Annotated in this window: 21 protein-coding genes; 10 read left to right on the forward strand and 11 right to left on the reverse strand. The window is 60.2% G+C overall.

Features of this window, described 5'->3' with window-relative positions; genetic code table 11:
• Positions 1 to 59 precede the first annotated feature (59 nt).
• The 6 genes from VSP_RS13660 to VSP_RS39375 form a co-directional block, all read right to left on the reverse strand.
• Positions 60 to 2,387: an arylsulfatase gene (locus tag VSP_RS13660; RefSeq protein ID WP_009961261.1), complete on the reverse strand. Its 2,328-nt coding sequence runs from the start codon at positions 2,385 to 2,387 to the stop codon at positions 60 to 62.
• 97 nt (positions 2,388 to 2,484) lie between these two features.
• Complete coding sequence (locus tag VSP_RS13665; protein ID WP_009961263.1) at positions 2,485 to 4,152, reverse strand: esterase/lipase family protein; 1,668 nt, start codon at positions 4,150 to 4,152, stop codon at positions 2,485 to 2,487.
• 47 nt (positions 4,153 to 4,199) lie between these two features.
• A complete protein-coding gene (locus tag VSP_RS13670; protein WP_009961264.1) occupies positions 4,200 to 4,385 on the reverse strand; it encodes a hypothetical protein in 186 nt (61 codons plus the stop codon).
• Positions 4,386 to 4,460: 75 nt separating this feature from the next.
• The gene (locus VSP_RS40915; RefSeq protein ID WP_009961266.1) at positions 4,461 to 4,622 is read right to left on the reverse strand and encodes a LuxR C-terminal-related transcriptional regulator; all 162 of its coding nucleotides are present in this window, start codon (positions 4,620 to 4,622) and stop codon (positions 4,461 to 4,463) included.
• Positions 4,623 to 4,727: 105 nt separating this feature from the next.
• Positions 4,728 to 5,306, reverse strand: a complete 579-nt coding sequence (locus VSP_RS13680; protein WP_009961267.1) for a YdeI/OmpD-associated family protein — start codon at positions 5,304 to 5,306, stop codon at positions 4,728 to 4,730.
• A 268-nt stretch (positions 5,307 to 5,574) separates the two neighbouring features.
• Positions 5,575 to 6,426 (reverse strand): glycerophosphodiester phosphodiesterase, encoded by an 852-nt coding sequence (locus tag VSP_RS39375; RefSeq protein ID WP_198141386.1) that lies wholly within the window; start codon positions 6,424 to 6,426, stop codon positions 5,575 to 5,577.
• 185 nt (positions 6,427 to 6,611) lie between these two features.
• Between VSP_RS39375 and VSP_RS13690 the strand changes: the two genes are divergently transcribed.
• The 10 genes from VSP_RS13690 to VSP_RS13745 all read left to right on the forward strand — a co-directional run bounded on the left by VSP_RS13690 (position 6,612) and on the right by VSP_RS13745 (position 15,832).
• Positions 6,612 to 7,253, forward strand: a complete 642-nt coding sequence (locus VSP_RS13690; protein ID WP_009961269.1) for a hypothetical protein — start codon at positions 6,612 to 6,614, stop codon at positions 7,251 to 7,253.
• Positions 7,254 to 7,564: 311 nt separating this feature from the next.
• The gene (locus tag VSP_RS13700; RefSeq protein WP_009961271.1) at positions 7,565 to 7,843 is read left to right on the forward strand and encodes a DUF4339 domain-containing protein; all 279 of its coding nucleotides are present in this window, start codon (positions 7,565 to 7,567) and stop codon (positions 7,841 to 7,843) included.
• Positions 7,844 to 8,475: 632 nt separating this feature from the next.
• Positions 8,476 to 9,135: a hypothetical protein gene (locus tag VSP_RS13710; protein WP_075089475.1), complete on the forward strand. Its 660-nt coding sequence runs from the start codon at positions 8,476 to 8,478 to the stop codon at positions 9,133 to 9,135.
• Positions 9,136 to 9,180: 45 nt separating this feature from the next.
• Positions 9,181 to 10,911, forward strand: a complete 1,731-nt coding sequence (locus VSP_RS13715; protein ID WP_009961275.1) for a GspE/PulE family protein — start codon at positions 9,181 to 9,183, stop codon at positions 10,909 to 10,911.
• A gap of 46 nt (positions 10,912 to 10,957) precedes the next feature.
• Positions 10,958 to 12,232 (forward strand): type II secretion system F family protein, encoded by a 1,275-nt coding sequence (locus VSP_RS13720; RefSeq protein WP_009961276.1) that lies wholly within the window; start codon positions 10,958 to 10,960, stop codon positions 12,230 to 12,232.
• A gap of 48 nt (positions 12,233 to 12,280) precedes the next feature.
• Positions 12,281 to 12,712, forward strand: a complete 432-nt coding sequence (gene gspG, locus VSP_RS13725) for a type II secretion system major pseudopilin GspG (RefSeq protein ID WP_009961278.1) — start codon at positions 12,281 to 12,283, stop codon at positions 12,710 to 12,712.
• 26 nt (positions 12,713 to 12,738) lie between these two features.
• Positions 12,739 to 13,263: a prepilin-type N-terminal cleavage/methylation domain-containing protein gene (locus VSP_RS13730; RefSeq protein WP_009961279.1), complete on the forward strand. Its 525-nt coding sequence runs from the start codon at positions 12,739 to 12,741 to the stop codon at positions 13,261 to 13,263.
• Positions 13,260 to 13,718 (forward strand): hypothetical protein, encoded by a 459-nt coding sequence (locus tag VSP_RS39380; protein WP_009961280.1) that lies wholly within the window; start codon positions 13,260 to 13,262, stop codon positions 13,716 to 13,718. The genes VSP_RS13730 and VSP_RS39380 overlap by 4 nt, the downstream gene beginning before the upstream one ends.
• Before the next feature lie 5 nt (positions 13,719 to 13,723).
• On the forward strand, positions 13,724 to 14,398 hold the full coding sequence (locus VSP_RS13740) for a PulJ/GspJ family protein (protein ID WP_269724136.1): 675 nt from the start codon (positions 13,724 to 13,726) through the stop codon (positions 14,396 to 14,398).
• Positions 14,399 to 14,617: 219 nt separating this feature from the next.
• Positions 14,618 to 15,832: an IS110-like element ISVsp10 family transposase gene (locus VSP_RS13745; protein WP_076612168.1), complete on the forward strand. Its 1,215-nt coding sequence runs from the start codon at positions 14,618 to 14,620 to the stop codon at positions 15,830 to 15,832.
• 575 nt (positions 15,833 to 16,407) lie between these two features.
• Here the strand turns inward: VSP_RS13745 and VSP_RS13750 are convergent.
• The 5 genes from VSP_RS13750 to VSP_RS13770 form a co-directional block, all read right to left on the reverse strand.
• Positions 16,408 to 18,687, reverse strand: a complete 2,280-nt coding sequence (locus tag VSP_RS13750; protein ID WP_009961284.1) for a secretin N-terminal domain-containing protein — start codon at positions 18,685 to 18,687, stop codon at positions 16,408 to 16,410.
• 15 nt (positions 18,688 to 18,702) lie between these two features.
• Entirely contained in the window at positions 18,703 to 19,392 is a 690-nt protein-coding gene (locus VSP_RS13755; RefSeq protein WP_009961285.1) for a hypothetical protein, read from the reverse strand.
• A complete protein-coding gene (locus VSP_RS13760; RefSeq protein WP_009961286.1) occupies positions 19,389 to 19,919 on the reverse strand; it encodes a hypothetical protein in 531 nt (176 codons plus the stop codon). The genes VSP_RS13755 and VSP_RS13760 overlap by 4 nt, the downstream gene beginning before the upstream one ends.
• The gene (locus VSP_RS13765; RefSeq protein WP_157210883.1) at positions 19,906 to 21,129 is read right to left on the reverse strand and encodes a hypothetical protein; all 1,224 of its coding nucleotides are present in this window, start codon (positions 21,127 to 21,129) and stop codon (positions 19,906 to 19,908) included. The genes VSP_RS13760 and VSP_RS13765 overlap by 14 nt, the downstream gene beginning before the upstream one ends.
• 129 nt (positions 21,130 to 21,258) lie before the next feature.
• Complete coding sequence (locus tag VSP_RS13770) at positions 21,259 to 22,224, reverse strand: type II secretion system minor pseudopilin (RefSeq protein ID WP_009961288.1); 966 nt, start codon at positions 22,222 to 22,224, stop codon at positions 21,259 to 21,261.
• Positions 22,225 to 22,239 lie beyond the last annotated feature (15 nt).

The raw sequence follows: 22,239 nt of genomic DNA on the forward strand, positions 1-22,239 counted from the left end.
GCGCCTGGTGGATGAACCGACGCGACCCGGTTCAGAGAGGTCCTGTCTGGAGGAGTGCTTTACTTCTGCTCTACGGTGACTCTCATGATCTTGCCTGCAAAGATGCTGGGAGGGCCGGGCTTGTAATCGGGGGAGACGTTGGTCTCGGCATCGATGCCCACATCGGCCCCTTCGTCGGCGGAAAAGGCGTAGGGCTGGGTCTTGGGGATATGGGCCTCGGCCACTTTCTTGCCATCGACACTGAGGATGGATTTACCGCCAGTGCCGGGTTTGCTCTCATCGGGGATGAACTCGTAGTTGATTAGGTGCTTGCCGGGGGTGAGGGAGACTTCGCTTCCGATGTTGGTGCGCTCCAGCGCGAAGTAGTTGTACTCGTGCCGCGGCTTGCCGTCCTTCAGGTAGAGTGTCCAGCCACCGAAGTAGCCCGCCTGGGCGATGATGACGCCGTTGGTCTTGTCATTCGCAACTTCAACCTCTGCCTCAATGGTGTGATGGACGCCCTTCACGTTGATGAAGGCGTTCTCAAGCATGCCGATCATGCCGGGATAGACTGTGAGGGTCTTGCGTCCGTTAAGCAGGTCTGGCCTGCCGGCGATTGCGGCGTTGAAGCGCTCGGAGCGGCGGTCATCGATCGGCAGGACGTGGTTGCGTTCCGCTTCCTTCAAGAAGAGGGCTTGCAATTCCTTGAGTTTGTCAGGGTGCTTTGCCGCAAGGTTGTTTGCCTGGCTGAAGTCCTCATCCACATTGTAGAGCTCCCATACGTCGTCCTGTAGTGCCGGCAGCGGCACCATGAGCCATGGGATGGAGTGGCGGGTGCAAGCGACCCAGCCTTCGTGATAGATGCCGCGGTTGCCGAACATCTCGAAGTACTGCGTGTTGCGCGTGTCTTTGGCATTCGGAGCATCAGCGCTGTAGAGCATGGAAACTCCGTCCATCGGGCGTTGCTTGACGCCATTGACCACCTTTGGCTGGGGGATCTTCGCGGCTTCGAGCGCGGTGGGGGCGACATCAATGACGTGATGAAACTGGCTGCGAATTTCGCCCCTGGCTTTGATGCCCTTCGGCCAGTGCATGACCATGCCGTTGCGCGTACCGCCGAAGTGGCTTGCGACCTGCTTGGTCCACTGGAAAGGGGTGTTACCCGCCCAGGCCCAGCCGATGGCGAAGTGAGGGAAGGTGGTCGAATCGCCCCATGCGTCGATGTGATCCATCATCTGTTCGGCTTTTCCAATGATGCCATTGAGCGCCATCATCTCATTGTAGGTGCCCTCCGGGCCGCCTTCCGCGCTGGAGCCGTTGTCGCCTACGATGTAGAAGAAGAGCGTGTTGTCGAGCTCGCCGATCTTCTCAAGCTGTGAGACGAGGCGGCCGACCTGGTCATCCGTGTGTTCCGCGAACCCGGCGAAGGTTTCCATCTGGCGCTCGAAGAGCTTCTTCTGCTGGGCGCTCATGCCGTCCCATGCGGGAATCTCCCTGGGGCGGGCGGTGAGCTGGGTGTCCTCCGGGATGATGCCCATCTTCTTCTGCCGCGCGAAGGTCTCCTCACGCAGCTTGTCCCAGCCGCTGGCGAACTGGCCTTTGTATTTCTCGATCCATTCCTTGGGCGCGTGGTGTGGAGCATGAGTGGCCCCGGTGGCGAAGTACATGTAGAACGGCTTGTCTGGGGTGAGGGACTGCTGCGCGCTGACCCACTGGATGGCCTTGTCCGTCATGTCCACTGTGAAGTGATAGGTGGGGGAGAGTAACGGTTCCGCCCGTGCCACCCCATCGAAGATCGCAGGGGCCCATTGATTGGTTTCGCCGCCGATGAAACCGTAGAATTTGTCGAAACCTGAGCCTGTGGGCCAGCGGTCAAACGGCCCCGAAACAGACACCTCCCATGGGGGCGTCTCGTGGTATTTCCCAAATGCACCCGTACTGTAGCCATTCTGCCGGAGGATCTCCGCGAGCGTGGAGATCTCTTTAGGCCGGATACCGGTATTGCCGGGAAGCGCCGTCGCCAGTTCCATGATTGCGCCCGCATTGTTTGCATGGTGATTGTGGCCGGTAAGGAGTGCGGTGCGCGTGGGGCTGCAGAGGGCGGTGGTGTGAAAACGGTTGTACCGCAGGCCACTTTTGGCGAGCTTTTCCAGGGTGGGCATCTTGATGGGGCCGCCGAACGCACTGCTGTGACCGAATCCGATGTCGTCAATCAGGACGATCACCACATTTGGCGCTCCGGCTGGAGGCTTGATTTCGAAACGCGGCGGAGCTTTCGCGTCGCGGGCGTCGAGCGTGGTGATCGCTTTTACGGTAGGCTCTGCGATGGGGAGTGAGGTTCGGTCTGGCTCTGCCTGGGCGAAGGCCGCCAGGGCAAAGGCGAAAAGCAGGGTTGTAGAGAGTTTCATGGATATGGGTGGAAGGGTGAGGATAGCGGCATTGTGGAATGAAGGGCGCTGCGCCTTTTTGTGGATTTGCAAACAGGAGTGTATGAAATGGCATGTCCTACCTGCCGACGTGCAACAGCAGAATCCGGCGGACCTCGGCGATGGCCTGCGGGTTCTGGTGAGCGTTGTGGCCAGAGGGCACGGTCAGCTCACTCTCCGCCCCGGGCAGGTAACTGCTCCAGTAGGGCACGATGCCGTCTGAGCAGCAGGGTTTGGTCTTGTCCTTGTTGCCCCCCTTCCCCCGGTCGCCCACGATGGCGTTGTAGGGAATGCCCGGGGTTAGAGGAAATGTGTTGATGTTCATCACGAACCGGTTGTTGGGGGCGAGGGTGTCCACGCTGTTGGGGATGCGGTTGAGCTTGAGGGTGCCCTCTGGCAGCGGGGTGAGGAGGGTGAAGGCCTCTGTGCCCACCGCGAGGAGTTTGCCCGGGGCCCTGACCAGACGGGAACCGATACGGCCCGCCACTCCAGAGGCCATGTCTGCCCCCCTGAGCGGAGCGGAGACGAAGATGACGCGACCGACCTCCGGGCGGTGGGTGAAGATCAACGACTGCATGAGCAGGGCCTTGTTCTCCGCGGAGACATTGACCTCGGATGGTGGCTTGCCAAAGGTCTTGAGCCAGAGTTTGTCATCCACATCGGTGACGAGGAGGCGGCTGATGCACCCTCCCATGCTGTGGCCAATGACGACCATTTTCTTCTTCAAGGGGAAACGTTTCTGCACGGCATCCAGCTCATTGCGCAGAATGGCGGCGGAGTAGGGATAGGGGTAGCCGCTGGGGTAACTGTAAAACCAGAACTGGTAGTGACGCCTGATCTCCTCATGAGAGCGGAGTGAGTTGATGAGTGGCGTGTAAGTGGCAGGGGAGGAGTTCAGCCCGTGGATGACCAGCACCACGGTCTTGTTTGGGTCATAGGGCTGGAGCCGGGAGATGCGGGCGGTATCGGCGTATTTCTCTGGATTGAGGAGCCGGGCAAGCCCCATCTTCTCCGGTTTGGTGCTCGCGAGCATGACGGCTACTGGCACCGTGAAGTCCGCGCTCATGGGGAAGGTGTGCGTGCCGATACGGACATCCTCCGTGGCAAGAGGGTCCTCAAAAGCGAGCTCACAGGTCTTGCCTGAGAATCGCGCAACCGCGGTGACGCCGTAGTAGGTGCGGGGGAGGCCGAAGTTTTCCCGGGAGTCAGTGTTCTCCTTGCGGCCTACGGCCACCAGCGGAGCTCCTACCCCCTCCTTGATGGAGCGCTCCTTTACAAAACTGCCGCCCACATCAAACTGGTCTGCGGGGGTGAAGTCATAGAGTGCGGGATTCCACGCCTTTCGGGCATCCGGGCGTCGGGTGAGGACGAAGTCACCACCCGCTGCAGGCACGGTGAGTGGCTTCGTCCACGGGTCGAGCTTCGCATCCCGGATGCTCGTGAAGATACGGGCAACAGCGAAGTTGTAGTCGTCTCTCACAGCCTTGTTTCCCGGGTGGAGCTGTAGCTGTATGGAGGCGGCTTTTGCGGCGCAGAGGTAGTTGCCCAGTGCCGCCATCGGCTCACGTTTGCTGAGTCGCAGGCCGGCTGCGATGCCCCGCTCCACCTCGGTGGAGACTCCCGGGACATTTGGGGCCGATCGATAGGTTGGGGTTCTCTCCCGGACCTCCGCGATGCGGACGCAACTGGAGAGTGTGGTGCAGAGGAGCAGTGCGGAGAGGGGCAGCGCAGGGAGATGACGTCTCATGGACAAGGTGAAGGGGTGATGGCGGTCTTCTTCTCAAGTGGTGGGTTTCAATCCTTAACAAAGAACAGGTAATGCTCCCAGCTTTTGATGCGCAGGAGGAGCATTCGCATGATGAAGAGGGCAGGGGCCTGCTCCATGTAAATGGAACACTGGATAGTGAGCAGACGGCTCAGAGCCTTGCGTATCTGCTCCCCGTCATCCAGCACTGCCACAACTGCTCTGCCTGCTTTCATCAAGTGGCATTGTGACGCAGGCGGGCTCATGCCGCTATTGCCCTTTAGTGCAACATGGCGCAAATAGTTGCAGCTTCATCCGCCCGCACGAGGCCGCCGGTGGAGCCCGGATTTTTCCGCAGCCCGGACAAGGCTGGCCACGGAGTCGAGATTGAGTATTTGCATGAGGTGGGCGCGGTGGACCTTGACGGTCTGCTCCCCTGTGCCCAGCTCCGCGGCGATCTGCTGTGCTGTCATACACTAATGCCCCTGAGGTGCGTCGGGGGCAAGGGCATCGGTGGTAGTGAGTTTGAGATGCAGAATCACTCGCTGCCCAAGTGCCGAGCCGACCCATTTCTAAACTTAGTCGTCCAGTCCTTTGCCGGCGAGAATCTGAGGTGCGCATTTCTCGATCCTCGACTCCCTCGTTTTGGATTGTTTGGCACTGGAGAAGTGCAGCAGATAGGCGCGTTGCCGTCCCGGCGTGAGGGCTTTAAACGCAGCTTTCAGCTTCGAGTTCTTGTCCAGCTTGTCTTGGAACTCTTTGGGCACCTTGTGCTCGGAGATGTCCTTGTAGGGTACTTCCAGTCCAGCTTTCTCCACTTCCATCGCCTCCCGGATGTAGGTCTTCAGGGTGGACTGGTTCTTGACGATGTCTGCGCTCTTGGTGAACCGGGCCTGGCGCGCTGCCTGTGTGTTCTCCGTGGGGCGCACGAGAATCCCTTTGGAATCCTGGAGAAGGGCACCTTTGCAAAAAAGAACGGCGCAGTACTCCTTGAAGCCCAGGAGAATCACCACGTTGCCGCCCTCGAAGGTATAACAGGGTTTGCCCCATTTCAGTTCCTCCGTCAGCCCACAGGAGAGAGCAATGGCTCGCAACCTCATCAGTTCGTCCTGCCATTGTTTGGCCCTGCTCAGGAAGTCGTCGATCTTGGGATTCATACGGCTGCGATGTGGCGAGAATGAATGCGAGCATAGTAGGAAACCAGGCTCTACGCCGCAACTGTCCCTTTGGTAGGAAAGCTTGTTTGCCAACCACAATAATACATCGTTCACGCTGTCTGAGCGATGATCAGGCATCCTTGGTGGTTCCAAGGTCAAGGTGCTGACACGATGCCGAGAACGAGGGGCGAAGGTTCGAGGAAGGAGTGGTGCAGGCCGGTGGGAGGCCCCCGGAGTCGTGCTGTCCGCACGGTCCGCTGTGGCGGGATCAAGGTTGGGAATCGCGAGTGCGGCCGAGAGTGGCTGAGCCCGTGGCAGTGGTTGATTTCAGCAAATCGCTCGGGATATCCGTGCATAGGATGTTGGCTCCAAGCATCACGGCGAGGTCCGCGTCTTCCCGGGATCGGATCGGCCAGAGGGAGAGTTGGAGCCCGGCTTTTTTCACCTCCCGGGCGTATTGGCGGTTGGTGTGATCCAGTGATACGGACAGCCTGCCGCAACCGAGCGTGAGCGCATCCTGGATGAATTCGGGAGTGGGAGGCGTGCCCGTCAGCAGTCCGGTAGGGGCTTCGGGCAACAAGCGCTTCATCAGCGACAGCACCCGCCGGTCAAAGGAGGTGAACCAGAAGGTTCCTTTAGGCATGTCTTTCACTGTAGCGGCCACCAGGCGGCCGTAGGTCTGTAGTCGCCCTTCGTTGTAGGTTTGCGTATCTGAGGTCTTCAGCTCCAGGAGCAGCATGACATCGGGCTTGTCCTTGAAATACGCCACCAGGTCTGTCATGGCGGGAACAGGAACGCCATGTTCCTTCGTTCGGAGCTGCCGCACGTCGGCAAGAGAGAGTGCCTCAATTTTCCCTGTTCCCCCGGTCGTCCGGGAGGTGTCTGCATCATGCATGAGCACCAGATGATCGTCCTTGGTGAGCCGGATATCGACCTCGAAACCGCGCAGTCCGCGTCCGTAGCTCTGCCTGCAGCCCTCGATGGTATTTTCATCGAACTCGTGGCCTGCCCCGCGGTGGGCGATCAGGCGAACACCTTGGTAGTCGGCAGCCGGAGCAATTCCGGACAGGGCCAGAGTGATGGCGAGTGAGAGGAAGCCTGAAATTCGCGAAGGGAGCATGAGCGTGGAGGATGAAGTGATCATTCTTACGCTGTGCTTCAGACCGATGTTTCGCCTGGCATCCTGCGACGGGGTGCGGTTTGGTCCCAACAACCCTGCCGATGAGCATGGAGAGACAGCCGCGCACCTGGGGTCGGTGTCGAATCTGTGTTTGGAGGATGGGGTCAGAGAGACTCCGCACAACCATGCAGACCGTTCGCTTTGCCAAAGTGGTGAAGGATTCCGGCAGTCCGGAAATCTACCTGATGTGGAAGGAACCATCCAAGGACACTGCACTGCAAAAACTCGTGGCCCAGCATCGTGTCATGACACTGACTCAGCCGCGGACGGGCACCAAAAAGGATTGGGGGGAGCTGGGTTTGGGCGAGGACCTTGGTGGGCAGATGCTGGTTTTCCCCAAGAGTCTGGGAAAGATCGATGGCAAACGGGTGGTGGGCATCGACTACCGCCTGCTGAAGACACCGCCTGCGGCTCCAGGCCGGCCTGTCAAAAATCCCGGCCATGCCCGTCAGAAACCTGCTGCATTCACGCGCGGCAAAGGGGAGCGTCGGGATGCGATGACCGTCAAAAATGTAAGCAGGGAGGCACCTGTTGAAAACATCATCCCTCTCCCGCCCCAGTCCGTGTCTGAGAAGGCAAAAGCTCCTATCGAGCCTGAGAGGGACGTGAAAAAGCCAGCATCTGCATTTAAGAAGGCAAAGGTGGACGCCTCCGCGATGTCAAATGCACGGGTTCGAAAAAGGGCAAAATCGGCACTGGCAGCATGGAAAAGTGGCAATCAACTGCCAGCGTATGAATTGCTCGAGAGCTTGGCGGGAGAGAGGTGACACTCGCTGCATGGCGGTGCCTGTGCTTGTTGTCCACCAGAGACAGTTGTTGAAGCACCTTCTCCGTGGGGGAGTTCCCACGTTGAAGGACAGTTTCGCACTCTTCACCAGAACTCTGGCCCATGCCTTGGTCAAAGAGGGAATTTGGGAGATTTTTAAGGAGTTCCAGGGCCGATCAGGAGAGTGAGGTGAGGTGCCAGTGCGGCAACCTTCGTCAGGAGTTGCGATACAGAAGACCGCAGGGGTACTTCATCGCGAATGATAACGACGCCTTGAGCCCGCATGGCATAACCCATATTACACTTCTCTCCATGTCTCATCTCATCTTTATCAGTCGCAATTTCACAGAACTGGGCGGTTTCCAGTCTTCCGAAATCATCGACTTCTACAAAAGAAACATCCTTACCGAGAAGGACTTTGTGCGTTTGGACGGTGGCGAAACCTGGATTCCGTTGCATGCATGGATTTCTGGGGCCCAAGATGCCGTGCCCATCAAGGAACTTTCAAGCGTTGCCGGCAGGGTGACTGCCAAGCGCAACGCCAGCGTCAAGGTGAATGGGGCTGCGCCAAAGAAAACCACGGTGAATTAACCGCTGTCGCGGTACAGTTTGAGCCCGGTTCTGCCGCCCTCTTGTTCCGGCATTCCGTGCAGCTCAGGGATGTCGGATCAAGTGTCCCTCTTCGCGGTCGGTCAACATGTCCCACCAACCGGCCAATGACCGGATGGTCCTTACGGCTGGACTTAATAGCCCGGTCCAGCAGGGGGCGCTGCGCTGGCTGTTGAAAGAGCAAATTGGCATCCTGGTGGCATGGTCAACAGGATCACCAACCCAAGTTCCAACAGTACGCAGAAAATGACGGCGAAGATCATTCTCACAACACGGCACAATGGAATAAAAGGAGCTGTGCTGCAAAATGTATTTGGGCATATCAATATGCTAATAAAAGCCCCTTCATTTGAGAGGATAATGCCAGAATTGAGGCTGGTGGCCCTGGCGCAGGTTGACCCTTTTCAGGTGGAAAACTACTTCGGGTGTTTTCTCGTGCGAAATTGAGAGGAGTGAGTGCATGGCTGGCAGTCCGTGAGAAGAGTATCGCAAAGTAGAATCGCAGATGATTTATCACCATTGACGTGGCGGATTCGTCACGGGTGGCTTTTTGACTTCAGATCCTTGGAAATAGAGGGTCTGGCATGTTCTCAGCAAGGTGCCATTGTATTTTCTTGGCAATCGCCATCATTCTGATGGGAAATGCGAGTGCCTGGTCGCAGGTGCTGGTTTACGAGTTCCACTTTTCTGAGGAAAAGGGGGTGAACTACCACACCTTCGAGACGGGCTACTTTGTGGCTCCCATTTTGGGTGGAACTGGTTCGTTCGTTCTGGCGACGAATGAGGACCGCACCTATGTGACGGCAAGTGAGAGCGGACAGATGTTTCCTGCGGGTGATCGGGATGAGCGCAAAGTCGTGGTCTCTGCGACGGCCACAAAAGGAAGTGCCAAAGGGCAGTTGGTGGTGATCGGCGATGTCGATCATCTGCTCAAGGTAAGCAGCCCAACTGTCAGCCTCTCTGTGAGTGTGGCGAAGGTTCTGAATGGCACGTCAGTCTTCGCTGACAGTGAGGCGGGGGCCGATAAGCAGGTGACAGACTCCAGCTACGGCTCGGCAGGTTCGTCGAAGGTCAGGCTGACCCTGGATGAGAGCGAGACGGAGCGGGCCAACGATGACGGCTTGAGCATTGCGGCCACGATAGAGAAACTTGCCAAGCTTCTGGAGAGGCAAGGTTACGCTCCCTATGAGGGCGGGAGCGAAGCGGGCGGCGCGGCATCCAGCGCGGCGGCGGATGATGACGGTCAAACCAAGCAGGCAGATGACGAGAACTAGCCCTCCATTGCCTGCGGACATCTTTCACCCTCCACCGCACTGAATATGTCGCCCCTCCTGCAAGCTGCTGTGCAATGCACCAGGGTGGATCGTGAGGATCTGGACAAGGTCGTCCGTGGGGCTGTGCTTGCCGGACAGTCGCTGATTGATGGGCTGCTGGACCAGGAGGCGGTGGATGAAGGTGAATTCGCGGCCCACCTGGCGCGTGTGCTCGACTGGAGATGGTTGGGGACGTTTGAGCCGGTGGAGGCAGAGACAGCGGCGTGGCTGAAGTCCGTGTGTCCGGCACGCCTGGCGCTGAAACACCGGTTGCTGCCGCATGTGCTGCCCCGGATCAAAGAAGGGGATGAACCTTCGCCACCGCACGAGTTGCTCATCGTTTGCTACGATCCTTTTGACCTCGCCGCCCGGCAGGCCGTGGCGCGGGCCATCACCGTGCCATGCCGGTGGTGTCTCGCTCCGCGCAGCCAGTTGTTGCCGGCGATTCAGAATCTCTACGGGGTGGGTGCCGACACGTTTGAAGACATCCTCCGGCATCGCGCCACGGATGAGGATGATTCCCACATGCGGGATGAGGCCAATGTCATTGACGCTGATGACGCTGAGGCCTCGGTAGTGAAGTTTGTGAATCAGATCATCCGGGAAGCGTTGACGCAGCGGGCCACGGACATTCATCTGGAGCCTGTGCATGACAATCTGAGAATCCGCTACCGGGTGGATGGCCTGTTGCATGAGGTGCCGGTACCGGAGAACATCCGGCAGCTTCAGGGCTCGGTGCTGGCCCGGGTGAAGGTGATGGCCAAGCTCGATATAGCCGAGAAGCGGTTGCCGCAGGATGGGCGCATTCACCTGAGGCTGGATAATCAGGGCATCGACGTGCGGGTGGCCACCATCCCCAGCGTGGAGGGGGAAAGCATCAGCCTGCGTCTGCTGGGGCAGCAGCGTTTCACCTTGGACCGTCTAGGATTCACGCCTGCCTATCGGGCGAAGATTGATCAACTGCTGGCCAAGCCCAATGGCATCGTTCTCGTCACCGGTCCCACTGGCAGCGGCAAGAGCACCACGTTGTACACCTTTCTTTCTGCGCTGAACAGCATTCACCGCCGCATCGTGACCATTGAGGATCCCGTGGAGCACAAGCTGCCGGGGGTGGTGCAGATTGCGGTGAAGCCTGAGATCAACCTGACCTTTGCCGCCGGTCTCCGCAGCATCCTGCGCGGCGATCCCAATGTGGTGATGATAGGTGAGATCCGCGATCTGGAGACAGCGGAGATCGCCGTGCGCGCCTCGCTCACAGGTCACCTGGTGTTCTCCACCCTTCACACAAATGACTCCATTGGCGGCATCACGCGTCTGGTGGAGATGGGGGTGGAGCCCTTTCTGGTGGCGACCTCCGTGCGGGCCTTTCTCGCACAACGGCTGGTGAGATCCCTGTGCCCGCAGTGCCGGGTGCCGGTGGAGTACAGTGAGGAAAAGCTGCGTGCCCGCGGCTTTGCCGAAGGTCTGGGGCAGACGTTTTACGGGGCAAATCCCGGGGGCTGTCATGCCTGCCGCAGCACGGGCTATCACGGGCGGCTGGCGATCTATGAGATAGCCTTGCTCACCCCGGCCATGCAGGATCTGGTGGCTAGCCGGGCCAGTTCCAATGATCTGCTGCGCCTGGCGCGGGCCGAGGGATTCCTCTCTCTGCGGGAGTACGGATGGCTGAAGGTGCTGGCTGGTCACACCACGGTGGAGGAGGTGATGCGTGTCACCAGTGAGGATCACCTGGACTGACGGACCGACGTGTCGTTCGCGGAAACATTCACAAGCTCACCCCCCCATGGCCGCCTTCTCCTTCATCGCTCTCAATCTGGAAGGCCAGCGTCGCTCCGGCCAGGTGGATGCGGCAGATCGCGGGGACGCGGTGCGGAAGCTCATCCGGCAAGGTTTGCAGCCTACTGAGGTACGGGAGGAGGCTGAAAAGGCCCCTGGAAAAGCCATGTCGAAGCCGTTGGGAAGCCAGCCGAGGGCAGACACTCAGGCCAAGGCAGCATCCGGCGGGGCGGCGTCGGCGCTTTCGTTGCCGGAGAAGCTGGTCATTCAGTTCACTGAGGAGCTTTCTGACCTCCTTGGGGCCGGGTTGCAACTTGAACCCGCCCTGCATTCGCTGGAGAATCGCAACAAGAGTTCCCTACAGGTCCTGGCGGGGCGGTTACGGGAAAAGGTGCGTGACGGCACGCCCTTCTCCGCTGCCCTGAGCCAGGTGTGTGCCTCGTTTGGGGACCTGTACTGCAATCTCGTCGCGGCAGGGGAGGCAGGGGGATCGCTCGCTGCCATTCTGAGACGGCAGGCCCGGTACATGAACCAGATGGCGGCATTGCGGGCCAAGGTGTCCAATGCGCTGATCTATCCGGCCTTCATCATTGCGTCAGGTATTGCCTTGGCGTTCGTCTTCTCCGGTTACCTGCTGCCCAAGCTCACGGTGTTGATCAAGCACACCAGTGGAGATCTGCCTGTCTTTGCCAAGTGGATGCTGGCGGGCAACCTGGCGCTCAAGCAGTGGTGGTGGCTTCTCCTGATGTTGGGCATCCTTGCCACGGTGGCGGTGAAACTGGGGTTCAAGGACCGGGGCAGGCTCACGTGGTGGCACCGGGTGAAATTAAGTCTGCCTGTCTATGGGCCGGTGTTGCAGACGCGGTTCGAGGTGCAATTTTTGGAGACGCTGGGCAACCTGCTGGGGAATGGCCTGCCATTGCACCGGGCGCTCATGCTGACCCGGAATGTGAGCACCAACCTGCATGTGCGGGACCGCCTGGAGCACGTGCAGGCCGCGGTGAGTGAGGGCATCTCCCTTAGCCGGGCCTTGGAGCGTCACGAAGTGGTGCGGCCTGCTGTGGTGGACATGGTTCGGGTAGGTGAGGCTACCGGGGACATGGCGGATGCCCTACAGAAGGCGGCGGAGCGGTTTGACCGGCAGCTTAGCAAAGGGATCGAGTCGGCCACAGCGCTCATCCAGCCCGTTATCATGGTCTTTATGGCCGCACTCGTAGGTTCCATGGCCTGGATGATGATTAGCGTCGTTTACGGCACCCTGGAGCACATGCGCAGCCATTGACTCATCCTCACCCATTCATCGTGTATTGAACCCCATCCAACCCTGATCATGAAACCCATTGCTTCCTCCCGCCTGCGCGCCGCCTTCACCCTCATGGAGATGATGCTCGTGCTCTTCATCATCGCGCTCATCCTGGGCGGCGGTGTTTACCTCATGCAAAACGTGGGTCAGGACGCGGAGGTGAGCAAGGCGGCCTCGGACATCAAAACTTGGGAGACCAACCTGGTACGCTACAAGACGAAGGCGATGATGTTGCCGACCCAGCAGCAGGGGCTGGCGGCGATGGTCACGCAGCCCACGGTAGAGCCTCTGCCCAAGCGATGGAGCGCTCTGGCCAAGCCTGAGGCCCTCAGTGACCCATGGGGTCGTCCCTACCAGTATCGCAATCCCGGCAAGAGGGATCCGGCCGGATACGACTTGTACTCTCTGGGGCCTGATGGCGTGGAGGGCACGCCGGATGATGTGGGGAACTGGCAGTAAGCTCCAGATTCCAACGGGGAATCCCAATGCGCAGCACCCCGCTCTCCACGAGATCATCCACAGGGTTCACCCTGTTGGAAATGAGCGTGGTGCTGTTCATCATGGCCATCCTCGCAGGGCTGTGCATTCACAACTTCAGCAGCCTGAATCAGGAGGAAATCATCCGAAAGCCGGTGGTGGAGCTACAGCGCATGACCATGGGGGCCATGCGCCGTGTGGCTGCTTCTGCCGAGGCGGAGGTCATTGCGTTTGAGCCCAGGGGATTCACCATCCAGTACCGTCGCGCGGCAGATGGTCTGGAGGCCGCGGGCAAGCGGGAGAAATGGCAGCGTCGTGTGACCGTGCCGGAGGGCATGAAGGTGCTGCTCAAGCGCTTTGGCACTTCATCGTTCCAGCCTGCGGCAGGGCAACAAGTGATTTTTCTGCCGGGTAGTTTGTGTGAACCCATGACGGCCCGTTTTGAGTTGGGGACCTCGTGGCTGCAGATCCGGCTGGACCCTCTGACGGGAGGGGTGGCGGAGGAGGAGATGTACATCGCACCGAAGCCATGACTGACATGACTGGCAGGACCAGCAAGGGTGTCCAGGCCTTCACGTTGCTGGAGGCGCTCCTGGCCATGCTGGTGTTCAGCCTGGCGGTGATCGCACTGGTGGAGGCTATCAACCAGATGGGGCTCGCTGCGGTGGAGTCGCAGATGGAGGCGGCTGTGCAATCCCGCCTGGATGACCACCTGCTTCTCACCACCCGGAAGCTGGGGGCGGTGGCTCCTGGAACCGCGCTGCATGAAGAGCGCCGTGCGATCACCGAGGCCAGGGTGCTCTACAACATCGTCGTGAAGTCTGAGGAGGTGAAGAATCGGCGTGGGGAACGGCTTGCCGACTTGTACAGGGTGAAGGTGACTGCCTCATGGATGGATGACGGTCGGGCGCAGGAGAAGTCAGTAGAGTCTCTGGTCTGGCCCCCGCTCCATGCCGCCGTTTCTTATCAAGGAGGGATCGCGCCGTGAGAACAGTGCTGCGTGCTAGAGTTCGAGGTTTCACCCTCATGGAGATGATGCTGGTCATGCTCATCCTCACGCTTCTGGTGGGAGCTATTTTTGGCATCGTGCGGGGCACGGTGGAGCTGGCCGATGACATGACAGTGGAACAGGCGCGGGAGTCCAGGCTGAGGGGATTTGCAGATTACTGTGAGCGGCTCTTCCGCACTCTGCCAGCCGGGGCGGTCGTGCGGCACGAGTTGGAGAACCGCGGGGGGCGCTATCTCTCGCAGCTTGTTTTTGAAAACGTGCCTTCGGGAGTCGGAGGGAGCGGGGTGGACCCAAGGAACCGGGTGGTGCTGCAGACAGAAGAAGCGGTGGACGGGTATCTCCGCATGGTGCTCACAGTCGTGCCTCTGACGCAAGACGCGAGCGAGCCCGTGAAGCTGACGCTGCTGGAAGGCGTGGCCACTTGTGAGTGGGAGTTTCATGATCCGGTGACGGACCAATGGGTGAGCATCTGGAACAAGGGGGCAGGCAAGGGGTTGCTAGCCGCCCCGCGCGATCTGAGCCCTCCGGTTCCAGGCGCGGACGTGCCCCCTTCAGATCCAGGAGTGAAACGACCAGAGCTGGTGAAACTCAAACTGAAGATGGGGGTTGGTGGAGAACGGCAGTTTGCGTTCTGGACACCGCCCGCGAGGGGGCGGTAGGCAGTGGGCGGTAGGCAGTGGGCAGTGGGCAGTGGGCAGTGGGCAGTGGGCAGTGGGCAGTGGGCAGTGGGCAGTGGGCAGTGGGCAGTGGGCAGTGGTGTGGCGCGAGTTGGCTCATGAACCCGAAGGGTTCGCCATGCATAGACGCCATGATGGCGGGATCAGCAAACATCAGGCAACATGCCTGGTGCCACGAGAAAGGCACTGACCCACACCATCATGACCACCTATACTTTGCACACCCCCATCCCTTGTCACGCAGCGATCTGCAAGGCCCTCAACCTTGCTGGCCAGGAACGCCGTGTCACCCTGGGCCTGGATCTGGAGCTAAACACGCCCGCAGGTTCCCTGGTCGTCGCCGGAGGCCAGCCGCTCAATCTGGGCAAGCACCCTCGCAGCCTCTGGGTCGAACTGGTTGGCTGGCTCGTCAATCAAGGCTGTGAAGTCCACTGCGTCCAGGAGGCTTGTGGCTTTGGCTGGGAGTTTCACCGCGAGTTGGAAGGTGCTGGAGCTCATAGTGTGGTGGTTGCTCCCCAGGAACTCAGCGGCAAACGCAAGACCGACAAGCGTGACGCCCGCATGCTGGCCACCCTGCTCTGGGACTACGTGAGCCGGGGCAACCGAGCCTGCCTGCGCCCGGTCAGGGTCCCCACGGTGGAGAAGCAGCAGCAACGAGGGAGTCACCGCCGCCGAGAGCAGGTGATCAAGCTGCGTGGTCAGATTGCATCCCAGGGACGCAGCTTGCTATGGGACCATGGCTGGTTGAGGGATCTCGACAGCTGGTGGGCACCCAAGAACTGGGAGCAGCTCAGAGCCGATCTGCTCGCCGCCGGCCGCACGTGGCTGGTGGACATGATCGAGCCCATGCAGAGAATGTGCCTGCAATTAAATGGTTATAGCGAGGAGCTCAAAAAGAAGGCCATCAGCGAAGTCAAACCTCCGAAGACTGCCATCAAGAAGTCCGAACCAGGCTTGATCTTGAATGCAGCCGAGCCTCCCAGAGCGTCGGAGGAGGCCCCAGCAGCCCAGGTTCGGCCCAAAGGACTCGGCGAACTCAGCTATGCGATCATCGCCGCAGAGGTGGGTGACTGGAACCGGTTCAAGAACCGGGGACAGCCCGGCTCGTTCATCGGCTGCTGCCCCAGTGAGTACAGTAGCGGGGAAAAGCAAAAGCTTGGGCAGATTGACCGGATGGGCAGCTCGCGGATCCGCACGACGCTGGTGGAAGCGGCGTGGAGGATCTGCAGGCTCAATCCGAACTGGAGGGGGGTGAGGAAATATCCTGAGGAACTGGGGCCGCAAGGCACGGTCCGTGGAGCCAGGAAGCGCAAGGCCATCGTGGCCTGTGCCCGGATGCTCATGGTTGATCTTTGGAGATTGCACATGGGGACGGCAACGTTGGAAGGCCTGGGCTTGGAGCCAGCCACCACCTAAGACACCCCCTGTTGAAACACTTTCAGTCGGAGAATCTGATCGACCCATGGCTTGGCCGCCGCAAGGCTTAGCCCGCAGCAGTAGAATGATCGATTCCTGACTGATCCTTGTAGCCCGCAAGGGCGCGATGCACGGCCCTGAGGGCCTGTGCGGATAGGAGCATGAGAGCAGGAGTAAAGCTGCTCAACAGCGCGTGTCATAGACCGGGCTGCATCAAGGATCAGACGACAGAAAGAATCACGACGAACCCTCCACCCTCAAAGAGCAGCAACGCCGAAGAAAACCGCAAGTCACCTCACAAACCAATTGACCCGCCTCATAGGAGCCATGGGTCGACCGAGTGGAGCGAGGACTACCCATGGAATACTGGATTGGGAATTCTACCGCGGAGCGGTAGGCCCATCGTATGGCTGACCGCTGACGACAATCCCGCGATCGTAGCCCGTTTTCGATTGGCCGCTATGGGCCTACCGCTCCGCGGTAGCGAGTGGAAGTTACTTCCACGGGGAGCCCTCGCTCCACTCGGTCGACCCAATGGCTATTCATGGCTGAACCCTCCGGGTTCGGCTGCTCTGTCACTTTGCCGGGAAGGACTTCTTCTCCTGGCGTGCAGGGGCTTTGGCGGGCGGGGGATCCCAGGCGGGGAGCAGGGGAGTGGGTTGGGGTTGTTCCGCGAACTGCTGCACCTCCGGGAAGGAGCGGTTCAGGTTTTCGATTGGAACCTGTTTCTGGGCAATGGAGTCGTCGCTGGCCACGATGATGGGCTGAACAAAGATCATCAGTTCCCGCCGTTCCTTAGTCTTGGCGGTGGAGCCAAACAGGTGCTTCACGAGCGGGATGCGGGACAGGACGGGCACGCCGGACTTGTTGTTCCGATCGCGTTCGGTGATGAGGCCCCCCAGGATGATGGTGGCTCCGTTGGGTACGACCACGGTGTTGCTGAGGGTCTGGGTGGAGAGGTTTGGCACCTGGTTGCCGCTGATCGTGGTGTAGCTGGCGATATCCAAGTTTTGCTGCACGAACTCAAGCTTCACTTCATTCTTGTCATAGATGTGGGGGACGATGTCCAGCTTTAGCTCCGCGGGGATGTACTGGGTGTTGGAGACAAAACCGTTGGTATCCGGATCGGACCCGATGCCGGAGCTGTAAGTCTGCCCGGGTATGGCGAGCTGCTGGCCGGTGGAGATGGTGGCCTTTTTGTGGTTGAGCGTCGTCACATAAGGGCGCTGCAACACGTGAAAGCGATCCGACTCCTCCAGGGTGTTGAGAAAGACGTTGAGGTGCTTGCCGATTTTACCGTACACCGTGAGCCCTTGCAGCGCTGGGAGGAAGTCGGCCACGTTGCCCAGGGCGGCCAGATCGGTCATGGCGTTGGTCTCTGTGGTGGAGGTCTTGTTGATGCCACCGATGACAAGGTTGTCATTCACCTGCTCCAGGGTGCGCACCCAGTCCAGGCCAAAACGGAAGTCCTTGCCCGTGGTGAACTCACCGATGATGGCAGAGAGAATGATCTGGGGTGGGCGCTTGTCCATCTGCGTGAGCAGATCGTCCAGCATGCGCAGCTGGTCCGGCGGACCGGAGGCGTAGAAGGTGCTGTTGGGTGGATCCACGATGACGAGGGTCTTTCCAATAAGGATTGACTGGGATCTGGGCAACACGGTGTCCTCCAGCGTACGGGTTTCATTTTGAAAGGCAGCCGCACCGCCGCCAAAGCCTGAGCCTCCGCCCAATCCGGAGCCGTAGCTGGAACTGCGTCCGCCGTTGTCACTGCTCGTGTTACCAGCCCGGGAGGTGGCGACTGATGTTTGTTGGGTGTTCTGTCCAAGGGGCTGGGGGCCGTTGGGATCCACCACACCCCGGAGGAGAGCATTTTGCGCCACCTCCACAAACTCGGTGAGGTCCATGTAGCGCACTTTGCGCGAGATGAAACTCCGGATGGGGGATTCGTCGTCGAATTCCTTGATGAGGGTTTCGATCTGCGCCATGTCCACCGGGCGAGCGATGACCAGCAGGGCGTTTTGGCGGGCTATCGGCACCAGTTTGGGAGGGGTCCTGCCAGATCCGTTTCCTCCGGCGGTGATCACTCCGCCTCCGGTTACGCCGCCTTTAGCAACGCCCCGACTGTCTCCAGGTGCGGAGCGGGCTGCAGCCGGAGTCGCTGTGGCGGTCGCATCCAGACCCAGAAGGGTGCCGATGGTGCGTGCGACCTCCTCGGCATCGGCGCGTTCAAGGAAATATTTTTTTGTAGTTGTCTCAGAAGACGGGGTGTCCACCTGGCGCACAAGGTCGATGATGGCGCGGATGGTGGTGGAATTTTCCGTGATCACCAGAGCGCTGGCCTTGGGCACGGCCAGGATTTTGCCATAGGGGTGCAGGGTGATGATCTGGCTCAGCGCCTGTCCGGCCTCATCGGCGTCCAGGTGTTGCAGGGGCAGGAGATAGCTTACTACCTGGTCTCCCTGGGGCAGGCGGCTGGCATCCAGGATCATGTCCACCCCTTCGGTTGAGGGGAGCTTGCCTGCCTCAAAGGCGAGCACTTTCACCATCTGCTCCCCACTCGGGACGATGGCGTAGCCGCTGATGAGGAGGGACTTCTCGATGAACTCGATGACCTGGGCCTTGGGCATCTCTCCGCCTGTGTCCATGGAGAGGACGACCCCCTCCAGCTTGGGGTCCCTGATGATTTTTTTTCCGGTGAGCTCCTGGTAGATTTCCAGGATTTCTCCAATGGGAGCACCGGGCTTTTGCAGAGAAAGCCGGGTCCCCGGAGAGGGGGCGGGAATGTCCTGTGAAGCGAGGGTGCCAGCGAGTGCTAGGAATGACAAAACGACAGCGCGGTTCAGGAAGGCCTTCATGAGGAAGCGGTCTGGCTAGGGGGTGTTGGGCACGGTTTGCACGCGCCGACGCTGGCGAACGGTGGGGGACTCTGACCTGCCGGGCACACTGGCAGGGGGCGGCGCGGTGGCCGCGACGTTTTGGCTGGCCAGGGCCTGGGTGGGGGGATGGCCCGGGGTTCGGTTCAAGGAGCCTGCAGGCCCGGCTGAGGGGGAGGCGGTTGTGGCTGTCGGTGAAGCCGGCGCAGTTGCTCCTGCTGTCTTGCGTTCTTTGGTCCCGGCGTTGGAGGGGGCCACACTTGCTGCGACGCTCTTCAAGTAGGCCTCGTTGTATTCCAGACGGGCTACCTCGGTTCCCCGGGCGATCTCTACGTAGCTGGCCTTCAGCGTGGTGGCGCGGTGCACCTGCTTGATGACCAGCCCCTCGGCATTGGGGGCACCTTCCTTGAGCGGATAGCGCTGTTGCGTCTTCACATTCACTAAAATTACGCGGTGGCCTTCGCCCAGATTGTCAATGCCGCCCAGAGCCAGGTCTTTGGCAAAGGATTGGCTCTCTATCGCCACGGGGGCGGTTTTCAAGGTAAAGGGATTGCGGGCCCAGTCCTGCTCGTAGCGAGACTGGGGATGTCGCTGGGGAGGCTCAAACGCCGTCAGTTCGACCTGCAAACAGGAAGTCAGCAAAACGGCACCCCACCATGCGACGGGCAGACGAGCGGGCACGATCATGACTGGGTGAGAGTGAGTTGGTACCAGCGGCGGAAGACCACCCGGCATTGGATTTGCGACGGGTCGGCCTGGTCAGGCGAGAGACGGCACTCTGGCACGGTGCAGCCTTCGGTGGGACCCTGGACGAGGTAGATCCACTGCAACACGGCGGGCAGGGGGCCTTTGACGGTGAGCGTGACTCCAGACTGCCGGTAGAAAGGGGTCTTCACCGGGGCTTCGAACTGCTTGTCCAGAACGGCAAGTTTCTCCTCCCCTGCCAGCTTGAGGACGTGCTCGTAGAGGAGGTTGTCTGCGTCCAGGTCGGTGGAAGCAACGGGCTGGTTCTTCCTCAACCACTCAACGCGCTCCTGCCAGTCTTCCGCCTCTGCGAGAGTTTCCTCGATCTCCAGCTCCTCCAGGCCGATCTGATGAGAGCGGGCTTCCAGCTTCTTCTGCCATGAAGACAGATGCGCCGCGGCAATGAGGCCGCCCATGATGGCCAGCACGGCAAAGAAGACGATGAGCAGGCGTTTTTCACCGGGTTTCATGAGAGCGTCCTCCTTTGCCTGTCAGGCCCTCAGCGCGAAAACTTGCCCGGTTGTCATCCAGGATGGTGGGCTGGGGGAAATTCCAGGCAAACTGACGCAGGCCCGGGCTGCCCGTCACATCAGCCTGGAATTGCTTGGCATGGGCCACGGTACTGGCTTCTCCCGCGACCGTCAGCTTCTCCCGGTCGAGTCCAAACTCTTTCAACCGGATGCCTTCCGGCGGCAGGAGAGAGACCACGCGGTGGAAGATCTCCGGCACATAGGTGTCCGGGTCCACCGCAGGTTCCACCGCGAGCCATTGCTCCTGGGCAGCCTGGGTCTTTTGCATCTGGGGCCGCTGTAGGGCGATGCGATGCTCTCTCTCATCCAGGCTGCGGGACTTCCAGACGAGCGTGGCACCCCATGCGGCGAAGGCCAGAAAGTACACCGCCGCCAGTGAACCCAAGGCGAGCACCCGGCGGCGCTGCCGGGCCTGCTGCTGCCAGGCCTGCGCCACCTGGGGCGGCAGCAAAGGGCGGGTGCTCGCGGGCTGGACTGGCGCGGGCCGGGCTTCTTCCAGGACGGATCCCCCGGAAATCCGGGCTAAAGTTTCCACGAACTCAGGCTCTGACTGGGTCCACAGCCGCACCTCTGTGATGTCCATCGGAATCTCCCAGGCAGCCAGGCATTGCAACACGTCCCGGATCTCCCCCGCCGCCCTGTCATCCAATGTGGTTGCATGCAGGGTGGCAAAGTGCACGAGGTGCCCCTCCACTGTCATAGCCAGGACGTAACGCCCGAGCTCCTTCCACAACGCGAGACCGCTCACTGGCAGAGGCAGGCACCGTGACGAAGGTTCAAAACTCCGGGGATGGCAGCGCAACCACTCCGCGAGTGGCGGTTCTGTGGCGAGTCCGGCAGAGCCGAGCAAGGTGCGCTGTGGCTGTTTCACGGTCTCCCAGCACGTCCAGGGTTGGCCCTCCGCGGAGGTCGCATCTCTGGCGGCCCACCGCAGCGATGCCACTTGCTCCCCATCCAAGGTGCCCTCTTCTGGTTGCACGGCCCACAGGGGGATGGAGTCCAGCACCAGGCTCTCCATGGCAAAGATGCATCCCTCACGATCTGAGGGACGGTTTTCCAGGCGTTCCCCTGTGCCGCCGTGGCGCAGCCTCCAGTATTCACGGCTCTCCTCTCCTGGGAAACACATCAGAGCGAGAGGGGGCGTTCTCATGACAGACCTGATCAACACAGTGACTCGAATGAGGGCACCTTCTGGACATCGGGACCTTCAACAAGAAAACTTTCCGTCACCGCATGAGTTTGCGGAGGTAATCCAGACGATTGCTGAGAAAAGAATTCTTCACGGCCGGCCTGCGGTTGACGGCACGAACTCATGCCAGGCCAGGACTTGCGTTTTGCCATCGCGGCGCTGTAGAGTGACCGCGATGCCCCGGGCGCAGTCATTGACGCGCCCGATACTCACCACACGAGGCGTATAACCATTCAGACCTACTAACTCTCCGGTGCCTTCCCCGCTGGGACGTCCCTTGCCAAGGCGATCATAGACCTCCTCCAGCTCTTCTGCCAGGTTGTCATCCAGCGTGCATGGGTGCCCGTCCAACCCATCCCGATGACGGGTGAAATTTTGTGCGCTGGTTAGAGGCACATCCAGCACGGCGGCGATGAGGGCCGGTTCCGCTTCATTAAGGTTCAGGCGCCCATCACCCCAGAGCGTGAACGCCTCCCGCCAGCGGGGGGCTGCTTGCATGACCCGGTCCATCCCGGGCACGAGCAGCATTTCATCCAGACTGCGAAAGGGTCGGTTGGCGGGACCACGAGACAGGCCTCTGGCTTTGTAGTCTGATGACTCGGCCCCTTTCAGATGCTTGAAGTCATCTTCGTCCACAAAGTCCATCAGTGCATCCACGACAGACTCAGCCTCCACTCGGGACAATCCCCAACTGGCGAAGAGGCGTTCCAGAACGGACCGATGGGTGTCTGTGAGGAGGTGGTTGACGTTCAGCCGGGCTTCCTCTGAGGTGATCTGCACCTCTATGGACTCGATGGAGTCCGGTTTCCCCCTGAGCAATGGATCGCCTGCCTCGATTTGCTGATGGCAGCCAATTGCCAGCCCGGACTCCGCCAGGTGCCGGGCTCGTGAGATCATTTCCCGTGCTACTCCCGCCTCCACGTCTTGCATGGCGATCATCAGGGTGGTGACCATGAGAAAGGACAGCAACGCAATGACCCACAACACCATCAAGAGGGCAGAGCCTCCTGGTGCCCGGTGTGACGGCCAGGCAGGAGCAGAGGTGCTGGGCTGCATGGCGGTCAAGAGATC

It is taken from the genome of Verrucomicrobium spinosum DSM 4136 = JCM 18804, assembly GCF_000172155.1.
Taxonomy (GTDB): domain Bacteria; phylum Verrucomicrobiota; class Verrucomicrobiia; order Verrucomicrobiales; family Verrucomicrobiaceae; genus Verrucomicrobium; species Verrucomicrobium spinosum.

Excerpts from the sequence above, each read along its gene's own strand:
- VSP_RS13660 (WP_009961261.1), bottom strand. The coding sequence starts at position 2,387 with ATGAAACTCTCTACAACCCTGCTTTTCGCCTTTGCCCTGGCGGCCTTC.
- VSP_RS13665 (WP_009961263.1), bottom strand. The coding sequence starts at position 4,152 with ATGAGACGTCATCTCCCTGCGCTGCCCCTCTCCGCACTGCTCCTCTGC.
- VSP_RS13670 (WP_009961264.1), bottom strand. The coding sequence starts at position 4,385 with ATGAAAGCAGGCAGAGCAGTTGTGGCAGTGCTGGATGACGGGGAGCAG.
- VSP_RS40915 (WP_009961266.1), bottom strand. The coding sequence starts at position 4,622 with ATGACAGCACAGCAGATCGCCGCGGAGCTGGGCACAGGGGAGCAGACC.
- VSP_RS13680 (WP_009961267.1), bottom strand. The coding sequence starts at position 5,306 with ATGAATCCCAAGATCGACGACTTCCTGAGCAGGGCCAAACAATGGCAG.
- VSP_RS39375 (WP_198141386.1), bottom strand. The coding sequence starts at position 6,426 with ATGCTCCCTTCGCGAATTTCAGGCTTCCTCTCACTCGCCATCACTCTG.
- VSP_RS13690 (WP_009961269.1), top strand. The coding sequence starts at position 6,612 with ATGCAGACCGTTCGCTTTGCCAAAGTGGTGAAGGATTCCGGCAGTCCG.
- VSP_RS13700 (WP_009961271.1), top strand. The coding sequence starts at position 7,565 with ATGTCTCATCTCATCTTTATCAGTCGCAATTTCACAGAACTGGGCGGT.
- VSP_RS13715 (WP_009961275.1), top strand. The coding sequence starts at position 9,181 with ATGTCGCCCCTCCTGCAAGCTGCTGTGCAATGCACCAGGGTGGATCGT.
- VSP_RS13720 (WP_009961276.1), top strand. The coding sequence starts at position 10,958 with ATGGCCGCCTTCTCCTTCATCGCTCTCAATCTGGAAGGCCAGCGTCGC.
- gspG (WP_009961278.1), top strand. The coding sequence starts at position 12,281 with ATGAAACCCATTGCTTCCTCCCGCCTGCGCGCCGCCTTCACCCTCATG.
- VSP_RS13730 (WP_009961279.1), top strand. The coding sequence starts at position 12,739 with ATGCGCAGCACCCCGCTCTCCACGAGATCATCCACAGGGTTCACCCTG.
- VSP_RS39380 (WP_009961280.1), top strand. The coding sequence starts at position 13,260 with ATGACTGACATGACTGGCAGGACCAGCAAGGGTGTCCAGGCCTTCACG.
- VSP_RS13745 (WP_076612168.1), top strand. The coding sequence starts at position 14,618 with ATGACCACCTATACTTTGCACACCCCCATCCCTTGTCACGCAGCGATC.
- VSP_RS13750 (WP_009961284.1), bottom strand. The coding sequence starts at position 18,687 with ATGAAGGCCTTCCTGAACCGCGCTGTCGTTTTGTCATTCCTAGCACTC.
- VSP_RS13755 (WP_009961285.1), bottom strand. The coding sequence starts at position 19,392 with ATGATCGTGCCCGCTCGTCTGCCCGTCGCATGGTGGGGTGCCGTTTTG.
- VSP_RS13760 (WP_009961286.1), bottom strand. The coding sequence starts at position 19,919 with ATGAAACCCGGTGAAAAACGCCTGCTCATCGTCTTCTTTGCCGTGCTG.
- VSP_RS13765 (WP_157210883.1), bottom strand. The coding sequence starts at position 21,129 with ATGAGAACGCCCCCTCTCGCTCTGATGTGTTTCCCAGGAGAGGAGAGC.
- VSP_RS13770 (WP_009961288.1), bottom strand. The coding sequence starts at position 22,224 with ATGCAGCCCAGCACCTCTGCTCCTGCCTGGCCGTCACACCGGGCACCA.